Raw genomic sequence first — 21,489 nt, forward strand, 5'->3', positions numbered from 1 at the left:
CAGAGCGATGACCGCCAGGATTGTCCGTTCATAGCGTGAACGGCATGCGGATCACACGGGTGAAAGACATCTCTCGAAGCGCCGGCACCTGGGCGGCCCTGGCGCTGGCTGCAACGGCAGCGATCACGGTCACTGCCGGAGCGAGCGGAGCCCAGTCGCCGCGCACCGAGAATTCGAACGCATCCAGGGCGATCGCCACCGTGACTACTGCGGATGCCGCTGACGCTGCGACCACCATCCCGGCGGACTTTGCGGCATTCGCCGGTTACACCCCCGCCGTCGTCGACGGATACCTCGCCAATCCCCACGGCGACTGCTCGTCGCCGGTCCCACTTCCCGACGAATTCGACTCGGCCTGCAAAGCGCACGATCTCGGCTACGACCTACTCCGCTACGCGCATTCGCACGGAACGGAACTGGGGCCGTGGGCACGTCAGGTCCTCGACGGTCAGCTCGACCAGCGAATGCATGCCGCGTGTGAAGACCGCACGTCCTTTCTCTCACGAGGGTATTGCTTCGCGATGGCCGATGTAGCCGTCACGGCTGTGAACGGAAACTCCTGGCGCCAAAGCTATCTGACGCCGGTCGCGGAATCGGGATTCGGTTACGGCACGGCCGGTGTTCTGGCAGTCTCCGCCTTCGGCTTCACCCTGATGCGATCGCGGCGCCTCGACCCGTCGAACGAGTTCTCCTACTCCCCGAAAGCGATTGCAGCATGAGCGTTCTGAATGCGTCACGGACCCCCGTCCTCGCCCGAGTCGGGGCGCTCGCACTCCCCCGCGTGTCCACGAGCGTCGCCGTGGCAGCGATGTCCGCCATCTCGCTGGCTCCCGGACTCCTGCCGCGATCAGCCGTACTACAAGGGGTGTTCAGCGGTCTGCTCGTCGCGGCCGGACTACTGGCGATGTGGGCGTTCTCCGCGGTAGCCCGTCGGCTCGTCCCCGACCGGGTCAAGGCCCGATTCGACGAACGTCATTGGCGCATCACCGCGTTCGGGTTGTCGACTGCCGGCACCGCAGTTGCGATGTTCGCCGCCGCCGGTTGGCAGAACTCGTTGCGAGCGGCGATGGGCGCACCGTCTGCCGGACTTCTCCACTGGGCGGAGGCGGGTTGCATTGCAGCACTGACCGCACTTGGTCTCTGGGGCATCGGGATCGGAATTTCGAAGGCGCTGCGGTGGATGGGTTTCGCGCGGAGCGTCGGCGCACTGGTCATGGGTGTTCTCGGGGTGCAGTTGGTAGTCGGTCCCGTCGTGTGGAACGGCCTCGCCGATTCGTTCGACAAGTCCAACGCGTACATCGACACCGCTCTGACACAGCCACTTTCGGCCTCTGTGTCAGGCAGCCCCGAATCTCTCATCTCGTGGACGTCGATGGGGGCGGAGGGACGCAAATTCGTCGCAGCAGGCGAAGACTCGGTGCGTGTCTACGCCGGTTTGGATTCGGCACCCGACACTGCATCACGTGCCGCTCTCGCGGTGAGCGAACTCGATCGCGTCGGCGGCTTTGCCCGCAACAGCGTCGTAGTGGCCGTTCCGACCGGATCGGGGTGGATCGACACGCATGCAGTCGCCGGTATCGAGCAACGGTTCGGCGGCGACGTCGCAATAGTCGGGCAGCAATACTCCGACGCACCCAGTTGGGCGACATTCCTGTTCAGCCGCGACGATGCCGAAGAATCGGCAACCGCTCTGTTCACCGCCGTCGGCAGCCACATTGCCGCTATGCCCGCCGAGGATCGACCGGACCTGTTCCTCTACGGACAGAGCCTCGGCGCGGTCGGCGGCAGCGCCGCACTGACCGAGGCTTTGTCCGAGGGCAGTCCCACCACCGCGTGCGACGTGTTGTGGGCAGGTCCCCCGGCCGGCGCGACACGAACGGACGGCGCAACCGTCCTCGCGAACACTTCCGACCCGGTGGTGTGGTGGTCGCCTGCCCTCGCGACACAGAAACCGGATCTGAGCCGTGCCGTGCAAGATGCACCGATCCCGCAGTGGATCCCGGGTGTCACGTTCTTGCAGACCACCGTCGACATGCTCGGTTCGCTCGGTGTCCCCGCCGGTCACGGCCATCGCTACGGAACCGATCAGGGGACGGCCCTGAGAACTTGCTCCTGAAACTGCTGTGCGCCTTTATTAACCGCGGGGGGTTAATAAAGGCGCACAGCAAACAGGTCAGACTGCAGTCGCGATCGGGCCGCGAGCTGCTTCGTAGGCGGCACCGACACGGTAGAGGCGCTCGTCAGCCATGGCGGGCGCCATGATCTGCAAGCCCACCGGCAGGTTGTCGTCCGCGGACAGGCCCGAGGGCACCGACATCGCGCAGTGTCCGGCCAGGTTGGTCGGCAGCGTGCACAGGTCGGAGAGGTACATGGCCAACGGATCGCCGACCTTCTCCCCCAACTTCCACGGCGTGAATGGGCTGGTCGGCGAGACCAGTACGTCCACCTTCTCGTAGGCCTTGTCGAAATCGCGCGCGATGAGCGTACGAACCTTGAGCGCCGAACCGTAGTAGGCGTCGTAGTATCCCGAGGACAGTGCGTAGGTACCGATCATGATGCGGCGCTTGACCTCCGGACCGAAACCGGCGGCGCGGGTTGCCGCCATGACCTGGTCGGCACTCATGTTGCCGTCGTCGACACGCAGTCCGTAGCGCATGGCGTCGAAGCGAGCCAGGTTGGACGAGACCTCACTGGGCAGCACCAGGTAGTACGACGCGAGCGCATGCTCGAAGCTCGGGCACGAAACCTCGACAACTTCGGCGCCCAAAGCCTTGAGTTGCTCGACAGCAGCGTCGAAGGAAGCGATGACGCCGGGCTGGTAGCTGTCGGAGTGAAGTTCCTTGACCACACCGACTTTGACGCCGCGCAGGTCGCCGGCTGCACCTTCACGTGCCGCAGCGACCACCGGACGCACGGGGGCGTCGATGGACGTGGAGTCACGCGGATCGTGCCCGGCGATGACCTCGTGCAGCAGAGCGGTGTCGAGCACGGTGCGGCCACAGGGACCGCCCTGATCGAGCGAGGACGCGCACGCGACGAGTCCGAAGCGTGAGACAGTTCCGTACGTCGGCTTGGTTCCGACCGTCGCGGTGACCGCAGCGGGCTGACGGATCGAACCGCCGGTGTCAGTGCCGATGGCCAGCGGGGCCTGACGGGACGCGAGCGCCGCTGCGCTACCGCCGCCCGAGCCACCGGGGATGCGGGTGACGTCCCACGGGTTACGCGTCGGGCCGAAGGCCGAGTTCTCGGTCGAAGAGCCCATCGCGAACTCGTCGAGGTTCGTCTTGCCGAGGATCGGGATGCCGGCAGCGCGCAGCTTGGAGGTCAGAGTCGCGTCGTACGGCGCGACCCAGCCTTCGAGAATCTTCGACGCACAGGTGGTCGGCATGTCCGTCGTGGTGAAGATGTCCTTCAACGCGATCGGAACGCCGGCGAGTGCCGAAGCAGGTTCGTTTCCGCCTGCGAGCGAGTTGTCCACTGCTGCGGCGGCTTCGAGAGCCTGTTCGCCTGCAACGTGCAGGAAGGCGTGGTACTCGGTGTCGACGGCCGCGATGCGGTCGAGATGCGCCTGCGTGACCTCTACGGAGGACACCTCACGCGAGTGGATCTTGCCGGCCAGCTCAGCGGCGTCCAGCGTGGTCAGATCGGTCATTCGCCCTCTCCAAGGATCTGCGGAACCGCAAAGCGATCCTGTTCGACTGCGGGTGCTCCGGACAATGCCTGCTCGGGGGTCAACCCGGGCACGATCACGTCGGGGCGCGTCACGTTGGTGACGGCATTGGGATTCGCCATGGGCGGGACGTCGTCGGCCGCAACCTCGGTGACCACCTTGACGTGGTTGAGAATCGAATCCAACTGACCGGCGAACTCGTCGAGTTCGGCATCGGACAGGGCGAGTCTGGACAGCCGCGCGAGGTGCGCGACCTCGTCACGGGAGATGGCAGGCACCGCGGGGCCCCTTTCGGAAGAGGACGTGAACATTGCCGGTCCAGCCTAGTTGCTCGCCGCGACAGACCTGTAAGCACGCCCGCTGTATCGAACGACGAGCACGCTCACTGTGTCGATCGCCACGCCGAAAGCCCGCAGTGTGTTTCGCTCGTGTGACAAGCATGTGCATCTGGCGTGACGCCCCCGCGGCGCCCACCATCGCAGGTTGGGCAAGTGCAAAGATGAGTCAGGCCCGGGTCGACGTGATCCGGGCGAGAACCGATCAGCGAAAGGCACGCACGTGTCGTACCTGCTTCGCGTCCAACTGCCCGATCGACCAGGCAGCCTCGGCGCGCTCGCCGTAGCTCTCGGATCCGTGGGCGCAGACATCCTCTCCCTCGACGTCGTGGAACGAGGTGACGGTTTTGCCATCGACGACCTCGTGGTCGACGTCGAACCGGGCGCGCTGCCCGACACCTTGATCACCGCTGCCGAGCATCTACCGGACGTGCTGGTCGATTCGATCCGCCCCTACGCCGGGATTCTCGACACTCACCGTGAGCTCGAACTCATAGATTCCGTTGCGACGGCCCGAAACGATCGACTACAGGTCCTCGTCGACGGCGCGCCGCGTGTACTGCGAGTCGGCTGGTGCGTCGTCGCGGACATCGGCAAGCACGGTGCGTACCGCGTCGTCGGTAGCGCCGGCGCGCCGGAAACCCACGCCACCGACATTCCGTGGATGCCACTGGACAAGCCCACCGCCCTCGACGGCGAGGCCGACTGGGTTCCGGACGTATGGCGCGACATGAACACCAGCCTCGCTGCCGCACCTCTCGGCTCCGGCAATCGAGTCCTCATGCTCGGTCGTCCCGGTGGGCCCGAATTCCGCCCTTCGGAGATAGCCCGCCTCGGCTACCTCGCAGGAATCGTGGCGACGGTACTGGGTTGACCAGGCTGGCTGATCAGGCCAGGCCGCGAACCATGACGGTCAGTTCCATACCGCGAATCGGCTCCCACGCCCGCTCGGGATCGGGGACGAAACCGTTGCGGTCGTAGATACGACGGGCATCGACCATCTCGGGCTGCGTCGAGATGACCACCGAGTGATCGCCGCGGTCGTAGGCTTCGGCGATCACTGCGCGAACCAATGCGGTTCCGGCGCCCGATCCCCGAGCTTGCGGCGAGACTGCGAGCATGCGGAACTCGAGTTCGCCCTTCTGCGCAACATCCGCGAAGGGCGTGCCGGGTTCTGCGATCGTCAACGAGCCCACGACTTCGTCACCGAGAACCGCAACCAGCACCCGGCCCTGCTCCACCCGAGTTGCGGTGTCTCGCAGGCGCTCCGCGTACGGCGATCCGCCGGCGACAAATCCGCCACCCACGTACGACTGCACAGTCAGCTCCCCGACGGTCTCGAACTCAGCCGGTAGAACTTCACGAATCTCGATCATGGCGTCACTATCGCACCCAGCACACCAATCTCAGAAATCGGACAAAGTCATTCTGGTTCGTCCAAATCGGTGGGAGCGACCGCATCCGGGCCATCTTCGAGCAACCGCCGGAAGCCGTCTTCGTCGAGCACCGGCACACCCAATTCGACCGCCTTGTCGTGCTTGGAACCGGGCGCTTCACCGACGACGACAAACGCAGTCTTCTTCGAGACCGACCCTGCAGCCTTGCCGCCGCGCACCAGAATCGCTTCCTTCGCCTGATCACGCGAGTAGGTCTCGAGCGAACCGGTGACGACGATCGAGAGGCCCTCGAGATTGCGCGGAATCGAATCGTCGCGTTCGTCCTCCATGCGTACTCCGGCCGACGCCCACTTGTCGACGATCTGCTGGTGCCAGTCGACGGAGAACCACTCCACGACGGCGGCGGCGATAGTCGATCCGACGCCGTCGACTGCAGCCAACTCGTCGACCGAAGCTTCCCGAATGCGTTGCAGCGAGCCGAATTCGCCGGCCAACGCCCTCGCGGCAGTGGGGCCGACGTGCCGAATCGACAGTGCCACAAGCACTCTCCACAGCGGCTTGTCCTTGGCCGAATCCAGGTTGGCCAGCAAGCGTTTTCCGTTGGCGGACAGGGATCCCGCATTGGTGCGGAAGATCGGAACTTCGATCAGTTTCTCGGCGTCGAGTGAGAAGAGATCGCCCTCGTCGCCGATGACCTTCGCCTCCAACAGCCCGGTCGCGGCTTCGTAACCGAGCACCTCGATGTCGAATGCACCGCGCCCCGAGACGTGGAACACGCGCTCGCGCAACTGCGCCGGGCAGTACTGCTGATTGGGGCATCGCACGTCGACGTCGCCCTCTTTCGCGGGTGCCAACAACGTGCCGCACTCGGGACAATGCGTCGGCATGACGAATTCGCGCTCGGTACCGTCACGAACGTCTGCCACGGGACCGAGAACCTCGGGGATGACGTCTCCGGCCTTGCGCAACACCACGGTGTCGCCGATCAGCACACCCTTGCGCTTGACCTCCGAGCCGTTGTGCAGCGTGGCCAAGGACACAGTGGAACCCGCCACCGTGACGGGTTCCATGTACGCGAACGGCGTCACACGACCCGTACGTCCGACGCTGACCCGGATGTCGAGGAGCTTGGTCGTGACCTCTTCCGGCGGGTACTTGTACGCGATCGCCCACCGTGGTGCGCGCGACGTGGTGCCCAGACGTCGATGTAACGACATCTCGTCGACCTTGACCACCAACCCGTCGATCTCGTGCTCGACGTCGTGGCGGTGTTCTCCCCAGTACTTCATCTTCTCGACCACGGCGTCGGCGCCGACCACCCGCGACGTGTGCGTGGACACCGGCAGACCCCAGGCGGCGAGGGCCACGTAGGCGTCGTACTGCGAGGCCGGCTCGAAACCTTCCATGCGCCCGAACCCGTGGCAGATCATTCCGAGGCGGCGACGCGCGGTGACGGCAGGATTCTTCTGACGCAGGGAGCCCGCCGCGGAGTTGCGCGGATTGGCGAACGGCGCCTTACCCTCCTCCACCAGGGAGGCATTGAGTGCTGCGAAGTCCTCGAGGCGGAAGAACACCTCGCCACGCACCTCGAGCAGGCTCGGAATCGGGTACTCGTCCGTGGCGGTAAGGCGCTCCGGGATGTCGTTGATCGTCAGAGCGTTGAGCGTGACCAGCTCGCCCGTACGACCGTCACCGCGGGTTGCGGCACGAACGAGTTTGCCGTTCTCGTAGACGAGATTGAGGGCGACACCATCGATTTTCACTTCACAGAGATAGTGCAGTTCCGGCCCGGTTTCCTGCTCTACCTTGGCGATCCATGCTCGGAGCTCCGACTCGTCGAAGACGTTGTCGAGGCTGAGCATCCGCTCGAGGTGGTCGACGGACGTGAAGTCCGTCGCGAATCCGCCACCGACGAGTTGCGTCGGAGAGTCGGGAGTTCGCAGATCCGGGTACTGCTCTTCGAGAGCATTGAGCTGCCCGAGCAATGTGTCGAATGCACCGTCCGAAATGACGGGCGCATCACGAACGTAGTAGCGGAACTGATGCTGGCGTACCTCTTCGGCCAGCTCCGTCCACTGCTCGCGCGCCTCGTTGGGCGCTGGCTGCATTGCATCCGCGGTTTCAGTCACAGCTAGAAGATTATCGGTTCACACCGACACACCACACGACTCCACATCGGAACGCACACACTAGAACGCCGACGGATCGTCCACCAATGCCTTGCCGACGTCTGTACACAGCCGAAGTGCGGCACGAGCCCAGTCGAGGTTCGCACCCGAAAGACCGCAACGTGGAGTGACCGCGACCTGGGTCTGCAGGAGTTCACGAGAGAAGCCGAGACGATCTACCAGTGTGACGGCGGGCATCGCACACTCTTTCCACGTCACCGGCTTTTCCGGCGGGGCGGACGGAACCAGACCGAGCGCCAATTCCTTGCCGGCGTCGAACAACTGGCCGATACCGTCGAGATCGCGTGAGCCGATGAGCGACATGTCGAAGCTCACGCCGAACGCCTGGCTTCGCCTCAGTAGATCCCACGGCATGTCTGTGCCGCAACTGTGGACGATTGTGGGCAGTCCGCAACCGCTGATCGTCGAGTCGAGTACGGCGAGTGCCTCGGGTTCCGGCAGTGCCGGAACGCTCTCCATCTTGGTGCGCCCAGGCAGCGAACCGGCCAGAACTGCCGCGATCTGCGGCTCGTCCAACTGAATCACCACTGCGGCGCCGGTGCGGCGAGTGACCTCGGCCGCATGACGCGCGAGACCCTCACCGAGTGATTCTGCGACGTCGCGGAGCGCACCGCGGTCGACGAGAACTCGCGAACCGTTTGCGACTTCGATCTCGGCGCCGAGTGTCAGCGGGCCGGCGACCTGGAGCTTGACGACGTGGTCTTCGCCGACCAAGCGCGCCGACTCCCAGGCTTCCTCGAGCGCGTCGAGATCCTGATTCAGAAAGTCCTCGGCTCGCTTCGCGACATTGCCCCTCCGAGGCACGACTCGATAGGCACGGGTCGAGGCGTCGAGGTTGATGTCGACCAGAATTGCCCCCGCCCGGCCGACCATGTCAGCGCCGAGACCGCGGCTCGGCAACTCCACCAGATGCGGGAAACCACCCAGCTCACCGAGGATGGTTGCGGCACTTTCGCGGGCATCCGTGCCCGGCCAGGATCCGATTCCGGTGACGAGACCACCGATGGAAACCTGCTGCGTCACAGTGTGTTCGGCTCGGATTCGGTGCCCGAGATGGTGCCACTGCCGAGAACCTGGTCGCCCAGTTCGCGGTCGGGGCGATACAACACGACGGCCTGTCCCTTTGCGACGCCGGTCAGTGGTTCGCGCAACGAGATCGAGATACCGCCGCTTGAAGTACCGTCGTCGACGGCCTCCGCAACAGCCTGCGCCAGTCCACCGTGCGCACGAACCTGCACCATGCATTCGACGGGGCCCTCCGGCGCCTGGCCCGAGGTCCAGATCGCACGCTGCGCCGAGATGGCCCAGACGTCGAGATTCTTGGCCGAACCCACTCGGACCGTTCCGGTTTCGGGCTCGATCGCGGTCACGTACCGCGGACGGCCGTCACCCGCCGGACCCTCGACGCCGAGACCCTTGCGCTGTCCGATCGTGAAGCCGTGTACGCCGTCGTGTGCAGCGAGGACTTCACCCGAATCGGCGTCGACGACGCTTCCCGGACGAACGCCGATGCGCGCACCCAGGAATGCTCGTGTGTCGCCGGTCGGGATGAAGCAGATGTCGTGACTGTCAGGCTTGTTCGCCACAGCCAGACCGCGCTCGGCGGCTTCCTCGCGGATCTGTTCTTTCGGTGTGTCACCGATCGGGAACATCGCTCGCGAAAGCTGCTCAGCCGTCAGCACACCGAGGACATACGACTGGTCCTTGTCAGCGTCGACCGCCCGGCGCAGGACGCCGTCTTCGAGGCGCGCGTAGTGACCGGTCGCCACGGCGTCGAAGCCGAGAGCGACTGCACGGTCGGCGAGTGCGGTGAACTTGATCTTCTCGTTGCAGCGCAGGCACGGATTGGGGGTCTCACCCGCTGCGTACGACGCCACGAAGTCGTCGATCACGTCTTCCTTGAAGCGATCGGCGAAATCCCAGACGTAGAAGGGTATTCCGAGAACGTCGGCGGCGCGCCTGGCGTCGCCGGCATCTTCCTTCGAGCAGCATCCACGCGAACCCGTCCGCAATGCGCCCGGCGCCGTGGACAAAGCAAGATGAACGCCGACGACGTCGTGTCCGGCGGCGACAGCGCGGGCGGCGGCGACAGCGGAGTCGACACCTCCGCTCATGGCTGCGAGTACTCGCATCAGCGATCCCCTCCACGCGAACCGGCACCGGCAAGACCGGCGGCCCGAGCGCGCTCTACTACTTGTGGAAGCGCAGCGATGAGCGCGTCCACATCGGTGACACTCGACGTATGTCCGAGCGAAAATCTCAGTGAGCCACGCGCGACGGGCGATTCGACGCCCATCGCGATCAAGACATGGCTGGCTCTGGCCACACCGGCGGTGCAGGCCGAACCGGTGGAACATTCGATACCGGCAGCGTCGAGCAGCATCAGCAACGAATCGCCCTCGCAACCGGGGAAGGTGAAGTGCGCGTTACCGGGAAGCCGATCGGAACCGGTCGGGCCGTTGAGCACCGACTCGGGAAGGATCTCCAGGACTCCGTCGATCAAACGGTCACGCAACTGCGCCAATTCCCTTGTGCTGGAATCGAAGTTCTCGACGTTTGCGCGCAGCGCCGCAGCCATCCCGACAACGCCCGCAGTATCCGGAGTGCCCGAACGCAGATCACGTTCGTGTCCGCCGCCGTGAAGGAGCGGCACACACGGAACCTGGCGTCCGAGCAGCAGTGCGCCGACGCCGTGCGGACCACCGAACTTGTGCGCCGCGATGCTCAGCGCGGACAATTTGCTCGCCGCGAAATCGACCGGCAATTGTGCAACTGCCTGAACCGCGTCGCTGTGCATCGGAATCTCGAACTCAGCCGAAATCTCCGCCAACTCCACGATCGGCATGATCGAGCCGACCTCGTTGTTGGCCCACATCACCGTCACGAGTGCTACCTCGTCGGCGTGGACGGAAAGCTCGTCACGCAAGGTCTGCGGATCGACGACACCGTTCTCGTCGACCGGCAACCACGTCACGCGCGCGCCCTCGTGCTGCTCGAGCCACTCGACGGCGTCGAGCACAGCATGATGCTCGACGGAGCTGGCCAGGATGCGAGTGCGTCGCGGGTCTGCGTCACGGCGAGCCCAGTAGATGCCCTTGACCGCGAGATTGTCGCTCTCGGTGCCTCCGGAGGTGAAGATGACCTCCGACGGCCGCGCACCCAAGCTGGCGGCGATCGATTCGCGCGATTCCTCGACGCGGCGCCGGGCCGCACGGCCGGAGCCGTGCAGCGAGGACGCGTTGCCCACGGTTTTGAAGGTATCGGTCATCGCCTCGATAGCGGCTGCCGACATCGGAGTCGTGGCGGCATGATCGAGGTACACCGGAAATCCGGCGTGGGCACTGTGTGCAGGCAGAGTCATGGCTTGACAAGGATAGCCCAGCACGAGAGTTCGACCAGCCTCGCTCAGCAGGCTAAGCGCTCATCGCCGGGGAAGGATCGATTTGTCCCACGGCTTGTGTCACGAGTTCCGGTGCGGGGTCGAAGATGTCGTGAGCTGCCAGATCGATGATGTCGACGCCGCGTACGGCTCTCTCGCATCGCTGCGCGAGATCGGCTCGACACTCCCCTGCCTCCTCGAGCGGAGCCAGCCTGACCTTCACCTCGACGTTCTTCTGACGCAGGATCCGACGGATGGACTGACCGATCGTTTCGGTGCCGACAAAGCAGGGTCCGGTGCACAGGGAACCGTCGGCGTTCTCGTAGCGGATCGCCATCGGCTGAACCGGGCATTCGGCGTCGACGGCTGCTTGGAACATCGCCGGACGAAAACCGCCGTACGCCCGCCCGCACCAGGTCGTCCCCTCGGGAAACACCATCACCCGGACACCTCGCTGCAGGCGTTCGCGAACGACGTCGACGGTTCCGGGGAGTTCACGCAGGCGAGCGCGGTCGATGGGGACGACGCGCATCCGGCGCGCGAGACCGCCGAGCACTGCCCAGTCGAGCAGGTCGGCGCGGGCGACGAAGTTGGCCGGAGCAACGGCGCTCGCGACGAGGACGTCGGTCCAGGACACGTGACCGGCGACAACCATGACCCCGTCAGGTTCCGCGCGCCCCAACCGCTGATCGTCGACCGTCAGCTTCATCCCCAGACAACGAAGCAACGCGCGCGAGTATCCGCGTTGCATCTCAGTACGCCAGGTGCGCGGGAGGAGCCAGCCGGCCGAAAGCACAGGCGCAGTCAACAGTGCGGCACCGACCATGACCCCGCGGGCCATCACGGTGATACTCGACACACCGGGTGCGTCCGCGGGTAGGCACCCGTCGCCGCAGGGGCTCGTCGGCACCCAGTACGGCACCGCCGCGGTCATCAGCCGATCCCCGACTCGTGTGCGGCGGCCGCCGATCGCAGCCGTTCGAGGTAGCGCTTGTTGGCGGAGTGAAGGCCTTGCAGCGCAACAAAATCGGCCACACCGAACTCGGGATCGTGAGCAGGTTCCCCGCAGATCATCGCGCCCATCCGCAAGTAACCACGGAGCAACGGTGGCATCGTCACGCGTTCCGGTGCGGCGATCTCGTCGAGCGTCAGACCCCCGAGGACCACCGGGTTTCGTGGGATCACCCGCCGCGACCCCGGACTGGCGTGCTTGTTCATCACGAAGTCACGGACGCCGCGGACATCGGCGCCGGCAATTGAATCGGGGCTCGGCAAGACGGGCACGGAGACGCAGCCCATCACCCACTCGTATCCGGTCAATTCGAGATAGTGCAGGATGCCCGACCACATCAGGCTCAGGACGGATCCGGTGCGGTGAGCGGGATCGACGCACGCGCGACCCATTTCGACGATCCTGTTCGCCACCGGATCGAGCGCGGAGATGTCGAATTCCGTTGCGGTGTAATACCCACCGGCCGCCGCAGCGGAATCCGGCGGCAGCATTCGGTAGCAGCCGACGTACTCCTCGGTGATGTTGTCGCGAACGAGAAGATGATCACAGAATTCGTCGAAGGCGTCGGCGTCGAGTTCGAACACCCCGGCCGAAGCGGGGAGGGAGAAGCCTGGCTCGGAGGCGAACACTCGGTATCGAAGGCGCTGCGCAGCGACACGATGCTCGCGGTCGGAGGAGACGATCAGGGAATATCTCGGCTGGGCGACCTCACGGCCGAGATTGTCACTCGCGGAGCGAAGGACTGACGTAATTGTCATGCGCAAGGTTTATCGAGCGCGAACGGCGTCTCGGTATCGACGAAGTGACATGCCGATGCAGGCCGGGTGAATAAAGCACTGTGCGCCTTTATCAACCGCGGGGGGTTGATAAAGGCGCACAGCAGTTTGTGCTTTTCAGCCCTTGTGGGACTTCACAGCTTCGGTGAGCTGCGGTGCGACGTTGAACAGGTCGCCCACGATGCCGAAGTCGGCGATCTCGAAGATGGGTGCCTCTTCGTCCTTGTTGACCGCGACGATGGTCTTGGACGTCTGCATGCCGGCACGGTGCTGGATGGCACCGGAAATGCCGAGCGCGATGTACAGCTGCGGCGAGACCGTCTTACCGGTCTGACCGACCTGGAACTGTCCGGGGTAGTAACCCGAGTCCACAGCGGCACGTGAAGCACCGACTGCAGCGCCGAGGGAGTCGGCCAGCTCTTCGACGACGGAGAACTTGTCCGCGCTGCCGACACCACGTCCACCGGAGACGACAACCGACGCCTCGGTGAGCTCCGGGCGGTCGCCGCCGACGATGGGCTCACGCGAGGTGACCTTGACGGCACTCTCGTCCTGGGCCGGAACCTCGACGGTGATCTGCTCGCCTGCGCCGGCCTGCGGAGCAGCCTCGACTGCGCCCGGACGAACCGAGTAGACGGGAACGTCGCCGTTGGCCTTGGCTTCGACGGTGAACGCGCCACCGAAGATGGAGTGGACGCCGGTGCCGTCAGCCTTGATCTCGATGACGTCGGTCAGCAGTCCGGAGCCCAGACGTGCGGCCAGACGACCGGCAACCTCTTTGCCCTCGGTGCCGGCTGCGGTGATGACTGCTGCCGGGCTGGTGGACTCGACCAGAGCGGCGAGAACGTCGACCTTGGGGGTGACGAGGTAGCCGTCGATGTCGTCGGACTCGGCGACGTAGATCTTCTCGGCGCCGGCTGCTGCCAGAGCGTCGGCGAGCTTTGCTGCGGTGCCCGCGGGGCCGGCGACAACTGCCGACGGCTCACCGAGTGCGCGTGCAGCGGTGATGAGTTCGGTGCTGACCTTCTTCAGCGCACCCTCTGCGTGCTCTACGAGCACAAGTACTTCTGCCATGACTTAACTCTCCCTGAGTTCTTCTGCTGGATGTCTAGAAGGGCGCGATCAGATGACCTTGTTGCTGACGAGGTACGCGGCAATCTTGGTGCCACCGTCTCCCTCGTCGACGATGCGCTCACCAGCGGTACGGGGGGGCTTGGGGGTGGAGGACGTCACGGTGGTGCCGGCGTTGGCAACTCCGACGGTCTCCGGGTCGACTCCGAGGTCGGCCAGCGTGTAGACGAGAACTTCCTTCTTCTTCGCGGCCATGATGCCCTTGAAGGACGGGAAGCGCGGCTCGTTGATCTTCTCGGTGACCGAGACGATCGCGGGCAGCGAAGCCTCGAGGCCGAAGACGCCCTCGTCGGTCTCGCGCTCACCGGTGATCTTGCCGTCGGCGACGACGACCTTGCGCAGCTGCGTGAGCTGCGGGATGCCCAGGTACTCGGCGATGATGGCCGGAACAGCGCCGACGCGGCCGTCGGTGGCCTCGTTGCCGGCGATGATCAGGTCGGCAGGCTCGTCGTTCTCGAAGGTGATCTGTCCGAGAGCAGCAGCGAGCGTCCATGCGGTCTGGATCGCGTCGGAGCCGTGCAGTGCCGGGTCGTTGATGTGGACGGCCTTGTCGGCGCCCATCGAGAGAGCCTTGCGGATAGCGTCGGTGGCGCGGTCGGGACCTGCGGACAGCACCGTTACCTCACCGCCCTGAGCTTCCTTGATGAGGAGTGCTTCTTCGACGGAGCGCTCGTTGATCTCGTCGAGGACTGCGTCGGCGGCTTCACGGTCAAGCGTGTAGTCGCCGTCGGTCAGCTTGCGCTCGGACCATGTGTCGGGGACCTGCTTGATCAAAACAACGATATTCGTCATGGGTCTTCGTCGACCTCCTGTGTGTAATTCACCTGATAAATCGTCTGTGGTGCTCGCGCAGTCCGAGCGTCCGAAAAGAGAGTCCGACAGGTCTCCCTACGGGCGAATTTCTCGGTTCACGTCGGCTGTGCGTTAGATTACCCCACGTTAAGTTACCGGTGGGTAACTTAACGTGGAACCTCGTCCACCATAACGGCACGAACAGGAATTGACAGCAGTGATCTGGACCACGGCGAACACGTTCTACTCGGATGGCACTAATCTCGCACGGGTGAGTGAAACGAGTGTCAGCAACCACGAGGACGCACCCCTGCCCTTGACGGGCGAACGAACCGTGCCAGGAATCCCCGAGGAGAACTACTGGTTCCGACGCCACGAAGTGGTGTACCGCGCACTTCTGGAGCGCTGCACGGACCGCCGAGTCCTCGAGGCCGGTTCCGGAGAAGGCTACGGCGCCAACATGATTGCGGACGTCGCAACAAAGGTTACCGGCCTCGACTACGACATCTCCGCGGTCGAGCACGTCCGTGCCCGCTACCCCCGCGTCGAGATGCTCCACGGCAACCTCGCCGAGCTTCCACTGGCGGACAACTCGGTTGACGTCGTCGTCAATTTCCAGGTGATCGAGCACCTGTGGGATCAGGGTCAGTTCCTACGCGAATGCTTCCGAGTTCTCGCTCCCGGCGGTGAACTTCTGATCAGCACCCCCAACCGGATCACCTTCTCCCCCGGCCGCGACACGCCGCTCAACCCTTTCCACACTCGTGAGCTCAACGCCTCCGAAATGACCGAATTGCTCGAAGACGCCGGATTCCGCGTTCAGTTGATGACCGGCGTCCATCACGGTTCGCGCCTGAAGGAACTCGACGCCAAGCACGGCGGATCGTTCATCAATGCGCAGATCGACCGCGCGTTGGCCGGCGAGCCCTGGCCGGAAGATCTCACCCGCGACGTCGAGGGCATCACCGTCGACGACTTCAGCATCAGCGAACCCGACATCGACGACAGCCTCGACCTCGTCGCTATTGCCGTGAAGGAAACCGGCGAGTGAGTAACGCAACACCCGTCACCGAACCGGGGATGTTCGCCCTGGTTCTGCACTCCCATCTGCCGTGGCTCGCCAACCACGGCAGATGGCCAGTCGGCGAGGAATGGATCTACCAGTCCTGGGCTGCGTCGTACATTCCGCTCGCCGCCGCGCTACGACGCCTGGCCGACGAGGGCCGATCGCACCTGCTGACGCTGGGAATCACGCCCGTACTCGCGGCCCAGTTGGACGATCCCCACTGCCTCGCCGGGATGCATCACTGGCTCGGCAACTGGCAGATCCGCGCCCACGAGGCTGCCGGCATGCCGGACGCGGCGCACCGCGAACTCGGCGCGCGCGAACACCGGGCGTCAGCTGCCGCTCTCGCAGATTTCGAGACTCACTGGCAGCACGGCGCCTCACCGGTGTTCCGCGACCTCATCGATCGCGAGGCCTTCGAGCTTCTCGGCGGGCCGCTGGCCCACCCGTTCCAACCGCTGCTCGATCCTCGCTTGCGGGCGTTCTCCCTCCGCGAAGGTCTCGCCGACGCGCATGCCCGGTGGAATCACACTCCGACCGGGATCTGGGGACCTGAGTGCGGGTACACCCCGGGCATGGAGCGCGGGTACGCCGAAGCGGGCGTCACCCACTTCATGGTCGACGGCCCCGCCTTGCGCGGCGACACGTCCCTCGGCCGCCCGGTTCGAGAATCCGACGTGGTTGCATTCGGCCGCGACCTGCAGGTCAGCTACCGGGTCTGGTCCCCCAAGTCCGGATATCCGGGTCACGCCGCCTACCGCGACTTCCACACCTACGACCACGAGACGGGTCTCAAGCCGTCGCGAGTCACCGGACGGACCGTCGACTCCGCCGACAAGTTGCCGTACGACCCCGAACTCGCTGCGGCCGCCGTCGACAAGCATGTTGCCGACTTCGTCGAAACCGTTCGGGCGCGTCTGCGCAGTGAATCCACCCGCATCGGCCGCGACGCCCTCGTGGTCGCAGCTTTCGACACCGAACTGTTCGGGCACTGGTGGCACGAAGGTCCGCAGTGGCTCGAAAAACTCCTGCGCGCGCTTCCCGAGGCCGGAATTCGCGTCGGCACCCTCGCCGACGCCAAGGCATCGGGATACGTCGGCGAACCCGTTCAACTCGAGGATTCGTCCTGGGGATCGGGTAAGGACTGGCGTGTCTGGGCTGGCGATCAGGTGTCCGACCTGGTGCAACTGAACTCCGAAGTGGTGGAGACCGCGCTCGGCACCGTGGACAAGTCTCGCGGACGCGACAACGCACCCGGACGACCGGAACTGCGAAACCGGGTCAACGATCAGGTACTTCGCGAGACACTGATGACAGTTTCGAGCGATTGGGCATTCATGGTGAGCAAGGATTCGGCCGCGGGGTACGCCCGCGAACGTGCGCACAAGCACGCCCATGCGACCAGGGAAATCTCCGAAGCGCTCGTTTCCGGCCGCGATGCCGTCGCCGTGCGACTCGCCGAAGGCTGGAATCGCGCCGACGGGTTGTTCCCGGGACTGGATGCTCGCCGTCTACCTGACACAGAACTGAGTCCGTCGTGAAAATTCTCATCGTCTCGTGGGAGTACCCACCGGTCGTCGTCGGCGGGCTCGGTCGACACGTCCACCATCTCGCCACCGAGTTGGCTGCTGCAGGCCACGAGGTCGTGGTTCTCTCGCGTCGCCCCTCCGGAACGGATGCGTCGACGCACCCGACGATCACGCACATTTCCGAGGGCGTCCTTGTCGTCGCAGTGGCCGAGGACCCCGCGCACTTCGTCTTCGGCGAGGACATGCTCGCGTGGACCCTCGCGATGGGTCACGCGATGGTCCGTGCCGGGATGGCGCTGCACAAGCCAGGAGTGGGCGAGGGCTGGCAGCCCGACGTCGTGCACGCGCACGACTGGCTGGTCGCACATCCGGCGATCGCCCTGGCCGAATTCTATGATGTCCCACTGGTTTCCACACTTCACGCCACCGAGGCGGGTCGCCACAGCGGCTGGATCTCCGGACGCATCAACCGCCAGGTCCACTCCGTCGAGTGGTGGCTGGCAAACGAATCCGACTCTCTCATAACTTGTTCGGCGTCCATGCAGGAAGAAGTGACCGAGCTCTACGGCCCGACGCTGCCGCCGATCACCGTCATCCGCAACGGAATCGACGTGACCACGTGGAACTTTCGCGAACGTGGACCGCGATCCGGACCGCCGAAACTCCTCTTTGTCGGCCGCCTGGAATACGAGAAGGGCGTGCAGGACGCCATCGCAGCACTCCCCCGAATCCGTCGTAGCCACCCCGGCACGACCCTCGCGATCGCGGGCGAAGGCACCCAGTTCACCTGGCTCTACCAACAGGCACGCACGCACCGCGTCGCGCGGGCGGTGGACTTTCTCGGCAACCTCGATCACACGGAACTGCTCAGCTGGCTGCACGGAGCGGACGCCATCGTCCTGCCGTCGCGCTACGAGCCGTTCGGGATCATCGCCCTCGAAGCGGCGGCGGCCGGCACTCCGCTGATCACGTCCACCGCAGGCGGACTGGGCGAAGCCGTCGTCGACGGGGTGACGGGGATGTCCTTCCAACCGGGCGACATCGCCGGGCTCACCTCGGCTGTCCGCGAGGTACTCGACGATCCCGCCGGGGCACAGGAACGGGCAGTGGCCGCCCGCGCACGCCTGACATCGGACTTCGACTGGCATCAGGTCGCCGAGGAGACTGCTCACGTCTACGCGGGCGCGAAGCGTCGGGTGCGACAGCCGTTGGCCCGTCCGCAGATCCCCGAGCGTCCGCTGCCCGGTCGCTGAGCTCGCTTTGTGCTGATCTCAGGGGGTCGGGAGTGGCGCGGTGAAACGAGAACTCGCATCCCCGAGCAGATGGCCTGGTGGCAGCATCCGGCCGCACAGCACGAGCAGGAGATCCTGCGCCGCCCCGTGAACCTCGGCGCCGGCACCGTACGTCCAGTCTCGGTCGTCGGCGCGCAACCGAGCGCCGTCGAGGTCAGTTCCGAAATACTTCAGGGTTTTGGGCGAGAGTCCGCTGAGCACGCGAGTGAGCCGGTCTTCGGGCACCACGTAGTCGTCGCCGAGTGCCACGCGAATGTCCTGACCGTGGATCACGTCGTGCGAGAGCGCACCCTCGAAGCCGCCGCCTGGAGGCTTCCACGGGTGTGCAACATTGTCGCGAAGCGAGGCAAGCAGTTGTCGCTCACCGACTTCCGACGCATCGGCGAGCGCTCGCCGGTTTGACATCTTGTTGAAGTTTCCGCGTGACTTGACCATTTCCACGACGAATCGCGGCGCCGAGTATCGGTAGGGCATGGTGATGTGCGCGATCACTTCGCGGACCCGCCACCCCTCGCACAGGGTCGGCGCGTTCCACTGCTCCGTGCTCAGGCCTTCGAGAAATCCCACCAGTTCGCGGCGCTGCGCCACGACCCATTCGGGTGTCTGTTCGCTCATGTCGGCACTCCTTTCACCGGCGCAGACTTTCGGCGCCGATACCGATACAGACCGGTGGCGGCGCCGAAAGTAATCGCTGGTTCTGCGGAAAATGAGCTACGACGTCGACGACGCGTCGGCAGCGTCTGCGGCGGCCTTCTTGCGCGCGATGTCTTCGAGCGCCGCGATGTACTTCGCGCGATCGGCAGCGCCGGCTTCCCAATCGGACTTGCGGTTCTTGACCGCCTTCGCGGGCGAGCCGACCGCGATGCTGTAGTCCGGGATGTCGCCTTTGACGACGGCGTGCGCCCCGAGGACACAACCGCGTCCGACGCGAGTATTTCGCAGCACGGTGACCTTCGCTGCCACCCAGGTGTCCGGGCCGATACGGACGGGGCCCTTGACGATGCCCTGGTCCTTGATCGGTGTGTTGATGTCGTCCATGCGGTGGTCGAAATCGCAGATGTAGCACCAGTCGGCTACGAGCGTCGACGCACCGATTTCGATGTCGAGGTAGGTGTTGACGACGTTGTCCTTGCCGAAGACGACCTTGTCGCCGATGCGCAGCGAACCTTCGTGGCAACGGATCGCGTTGCCGTCGCCGATGTGTACCCAGCGCCCGATCTCGAGGCGGGACAGGTCGGGGGTCGAATGGATTTCGACGTTCTTGCCGAGGAACACCATGCCGCGCAGGATCACGTGCGGGTTGGCCATCTTGAACTTGGCGAGACGGTAGTACCGCACCAGATACCAGGGTGTGTACGCCTTGTTCGCCAGAACCCATTTGAGGGAATCGACCGTCAAGAACTTGGCCTGATCGGTGTCGCCTCGGCGTGATCCCCGCCATCGAGTGCGCAACGGTGCGCCCCACATGCTCGTCATGAGTGTTCAGCCTACGTGGGGCCGACTCACCGACCCTCGGGGTGTGCCCCGTCACGTTGCCCCGGTCGGGATAGTCTCTGGTCCGGGCTTGTGCAGTTACCGAGGGCTCTTGATCAAGTGAAGGCAGGGAGATTGTGATGCGGCGGGTCCTACGTTCGTCCGTGATGGTGTCGACGGCGATCGCTGCGGCCCTGATCGCCGGTTGCGGCAGCGACGACGGACGGGTGGACCGGTACGCGTCGGCGGGTTGGCCGGCCATGCATGCCGACGCCCGCAACAGCGACACGAGCCCGGTCACCGGATCACGCGATGTCGAGTTCGCATGGTCACGCCCTCTCGGCGGTCCGGTTGCCGCGTACGCCTCGGTGGCCGCGAACGGTCAGAGCTTCGTCACCGCGCGCACCGAGAACGGCTGCAATCTCTTCTCGTTCCAGATGGATTCGGGTCGCAAGAAGTGGTGCGCTCGACTCAACGACGGAGTAGTCGCCTCGACGCCCATCGTCGACACTGCCACCAATGTCTACGTCGGCGAGAGCGGCGCGATGATGTCCTTCACCGAGACTGGTCAATTGCGTTGGCGCACGCTCGTTGTGGGCACTCCTCTCTCGTCACAGTTCACCGGCGACGGAAACCTGTTGTTCATCACCCAATTGGGTCAGATCAACGTGCTCAACCCGCAGACCGGCGCAAAAGTGGTTCCGTCGTTCGACCTGATCCCGCCGCCGTCGATCGACCAGGGCGCGAATGCAGAACTCATTCCCGACAACAAGGGTTTGAACGAGTGCTTCCTCGGCACGTCCGGCTGCCCGGTGGCCAATACCCCGGCAGTGGACCTGGGCACCGGCAAGTTCTACTTCACCTTCTACGGACCCAGTTCTCAGGCAGCCGATCTGGTGGCCATGAAGTACACGGGCGGCGACAATCCGTCCATCACCCGCGAGTGGTCCACCGACGCGCTTCCCGGTGGAACGGCGTCGAGCCCGGACCTGTCGAAGGACGGCAAGACCGTCTACGCCACCGACAACAACGGATCTCTCTGGGCAGTGAACGCCGAAACCGGTGACACCAGGTGGAGTTACGACATCGGCTTCAACTCGGCCGGTAGTGCCTCGACGTCCGACGACGGTTTGATCATTCCCGCCGGCGGCGACAAGGGCCACCTCCTTGCCGTGCGCGACGAGGGAGATCACGCCGAACTGGCCTGGGAACGTAAAGACCTTCTGCAACTGGGCGTTCCGGCGCAGACCGCCGGCAACACCGGATACACCGTCGTACGCAAGGGTGAGAACGGACTGAGCCTGATCACCTTCGACACCGAAACCGGTGAGACGGTGGATCAGGACACGTTGCCGGGAGCAGTCGGCTTCACCGTCGGCACCTCGATCGGCCCCAAGGGCGAAGTGTTGACGCCCAGCGCAATCGGTGAGCTGTTCGTCTTCAAGTGA

At 64.9% G+C, this 21,489-nt stretch carries 20 protein-coding genes; 7 read left to right on the forward strand and 13 right to left on the reverse strand.

Annotation, left to right across the window (positions count from 1 at the left end; translation table 11 throughout):
- Nucleotides 1–44: 44 nt before the first annotated feature.
- Nucleotides 45–719, forward strand: a complete 675-nt coding sequence (locus tag M1L53_RS29070; protein WP_039973090.1) for a membrane protein — start codon at nucleotides 45–47, stop codon at nucleotides 717–719.
- Nucleotides 716–2,116 carry an alpha/beta-hydrolase family protein gene (locus M1L53_RS29075; protein WP_054187772.1) on the forward strand — a complete coding sequence of 467 codons (1,401 nt, stop codon included), beginning with the start codon at nucleotides 716–718 and terminating at the stop codon, nucleotides 2,114–2,116. The genes M1L53_RS29070 and M1L53_RS29075 overlap by 4 nt, the downstream gene beginning before the upstream one ends.
- Before the next feature lie 57 nt (nucleotides 2,117–2,173).
- Here the strand turns inward: M1L53_RS29075 and gatA are convergent, their stop codons facing one another.
- Nucleotides 2,174–3,652 (reverse strand): Asp-tRNA(Asn)/Glu-tRNA(Gln) amidotransferase subunit GatA, encoded by a 1,479-nt coding sequence (gatA, locus tag M1L53_RS29080; RefSeq protein ID WP_007729384.1) that lies wholly within the window; start codon nucleotides 3,650–3,652, stop codon nucleotides 2,174–2,176.
- Nucleotides 3,649–3,948 carry an Asp-tRNA(Asn)/Glu-tRNA(Gln) amidotransferase subunit GatC gene (gene gatC, locus M1L53_RS29085; protein WP_003944747.1) on the reverse strand — a complete coding sequence of 100 codons (300 nt, stop codon included), beginning with the start codon at nucleotides 3,946–3,948 and terminating at the stop codon, nucleotides 3,649–3,651. Before gatC ends, gatA begins: the two co-directional genes overlap by 4 nt.
- A gap of 280 nt (nucleotides 3,949–4,228) precedes the next feature.
- Here gatC and M1L53_RS29090 point away from each other — a divergent pair, with 280 nt between their 5' ends.
- The gene (locus tag M1L53_RS29090; protein ID WP_003944719.1) at nucleotides 4,229–4,879 is read left to right on the forward strand and encodes an amino acid-binding protein; all 651 of its coding nucleotides are present in this window, start codon (nucleotides 4,229–4,231) and stop codon (nucleotides 4,877–4,879) included.
- A 13-nt stretch (nucleotides 4,880–4,892) separates the two neighbouring features.
- Here M1L53_RS29090 and M1L53_RS29095 read toward each other — a convergent pair whose 3' ends face one another.
- From M1L53_RS29095 to M1L53_RS29135, 9 genes are all read right to left on the reverse strand, one after another.
- Entirely contained in the window at nucleotides 4,893–5,381 is a 489-nt protein-coding gene (locus M1L53_RS29095; protein WP_003944764.1) for a GNAT family N-acetyltransferase, read from the reverse strand.
- 47 nt (nucleotides 5,382–5,428) lie between these two features.
- The gene (gene ligA, locus M1L53_RS29100) at nucleotides 5,429–7,510 is read right to left on the reverse strand and encodes an NAD-dependent DNA ligase LigA (RefSeq protein ID WP_007729389.1); all 2,082 of its coding nucleotides are present in this window, start codon (nucleotides 7,508–7,510) and stop codon (nucleotides 5,429–5,431) included.
- An 81-nt stretch (nucleotides 7,511–7,591) separates the two neighbouring features.
- A complete protein-coding gene (locus M1L53_RS29105; protein ID WP_042447454.1) occupies nucleotides 7,592–8,614 on the reverse strand; it encodes a methionine synthase in 1,023 nt (340 codons plus the stop codon).
- A complete protein-coding gene (gene mnmA, locus M1L53_RS29110) occupies nucleotides 8,611–9,723 on the reverse strand; it encodes a tRNA 2-thiouridine(34) synthase MnmA (RefSeq protein WP_042447455.1) in 1,113 nt (370 codons plus the stop codon). Before mnmA ends, M1L53_RS29105 begins: the two co-directional genes overlap by 4 nt.
- Nucleotides 9,723–10,952: a cysteine desulfurase family protein gene (locus M1L53_RS29115; protein ID WP_019747909.1), complete on the reverse strand. Its 1,230-nt coding sequence runs from the start codon at nucleotides 10,950–10,952 to the stop codon at nucleotides 9,723–9,725. Before M1L53_RS29115 ends, mnmA begins: the two co-directional genes overlap by 1 nt.
- Nucleotides 10,953–11,004: 52 nt before the next feature.
- A complete protein-coding gene (locus M1L53_RS29120; RefSeq protein WP_007729400.1) occupies nucleotides 11,005–11,904 on the reverse strand; it encodes a 1-acyl-sn-glycerol-3-phosphate acyltransferase in 900 nt (299 codons plus the stop codon).
- A complete protein-coding gene (locus M1L53_RS29125) occupies nucleotides 11,904–12,740 on the reverse strand; it encodes a GNAT family N-acetyltransferase (protein WP_003944707.1) in 837 nt (278 codons plus the stop codon). Before M1L53_RS29125 ends, M1L53_RS29120 begins: the two co-directional genes overlap by 1 nt.
- Nucleotides 12,741–12,875: 135 nt before the next feature.
- Complete coding sequence (locus M1L53_RS29130) at nucleotides 12,876–13,832, reverse strand: electron transfer flavoprotein subunit alpha/FixB family protein (protein ID WP_003944698.1); 957 nt, start codon at nucleotides 13,830–13,832, stop codon at nucleotides 12,876–12,878.
- A 48-nt stretch (nucleotides 13,833–13,880) separates the two neighbouring features.
- A complete protein-coding gene (locus M1L53_RS29135) occupies nucleotides 13,881–14,681 on the reverse strand; it encodes an electron transfer flavoprotein subunit beta/FixA family protein (RefSeq protein WP_003944754.1) in 801 nt (266 codons plus the stop codon).
- Between the two features lie 271 nt (nucleotides 14,682–14,952).
- On the opposite strand from M1L53_RS29135, the gene M1L53_RS29140 reads away from it, so the two are divergent.
- From M1L53_RS29140 to M1L53_RS29150, 3 genes are read left to right on the forward strand one after another with little or no spacing between them, the layout of a single operon-like run.
- A complete protein-coding gene (locus M1L53_RS29140; RefSeq protein WP_042451468.1) occupies nucleotides 14,953–15,732 on the forward strand; it encodes a bifunctional 2-polyprenyl-6-hydroxyphenol methylase/3-demethylubiquinol 3-O-methyltransferase UbiG in 780 nt (259 codons plus the stop codon).
- Between the two features lie 29 nt (nucleotides 15,733–15,761).
- A complete protein-coding gene (locus M1L53_RS29145) occupies nucleotides 15,762–17,288 on the forward strand; it encodes a glycoside hydrolase family 57 protein (RefSeq protein WP_054187795.1) in 1,527 nt (508 codons plus the stop codon).
- The gene (locus M1L53_RS29150) at nucleotides 17,285–18,529 is read left to right on the forward strand and encodes a glycosyltransferase family 4 protein (protein WP_003944732.1); all 1,245 of its coding nucleotides are present in this window, start codon (nucleotides 17,285–17,287) and stop codon (nucleotides 18,527–18,529) included. Before M1L53_RS29145 ends, M1L53_RS29150 begins: the two co-directional genes overlap by 4 nt.
- Nucleotides 18,530–18,547: 18 nt before the next feature.
- On the opposite strand, the gene M1L53_RS29155 is transcribed toward M1L53_RS29150, so the two are convergent.
- Nucleotides 18,548–19,183, reverse strand: a complete 636-nt coding sequence (locus M1L53_RS29155) for a maleylpyruvate isomerase family mycothiol-dependent enzyme (protein ID WP_042926126.1) — start codon at nucleotides 19,181–19,183, stop codon at nucleotides 18,548–18,550.
- 96 nt (nucleotides 19,184–19,279) lie between these two features.
- The gene (locus tag M1L53_RS29160) at nucleotides 19,280–20,044 is read right to left on the reverse strand and encodes an acyltransferase (RefSeq protein WP_054187773.1); all 765 of its coding nucleotides are present in this window, start codon (nucleotides 20,042–20,044) and stop codon (nucleotides 19,280–19,282) included.
- A gap of 137 nt (nucleotides 20,045–20,181) precedes the next feature.
- On the opposite strand from M1L53_RS29160, the gene M1L53_RS29165 reads away from it, so the two are divergent.
- Complete coding sequence (locus M1L53_RS29165) at nucleotides 20,182–21,489, forward strand: PQQ-binding-like beta-propeller repeat protein (protein WP_054187774.1); 1,308 nt, start codon at nucleotides 20,182–20,184, stop codon at nucleotides 21,487–21,489.

It is taken from the genome of Rhodococcus sp. T9N (assembly GCF_024436645.1).
GTDB classification, from domain to species: domain Bacteria; phylum Actinomycetota; class Actinomycetes; order Mycobacteriales; family Mycobacteriaceae; genus Rhodococcus_F; species Rhodococcus_F qingshengii.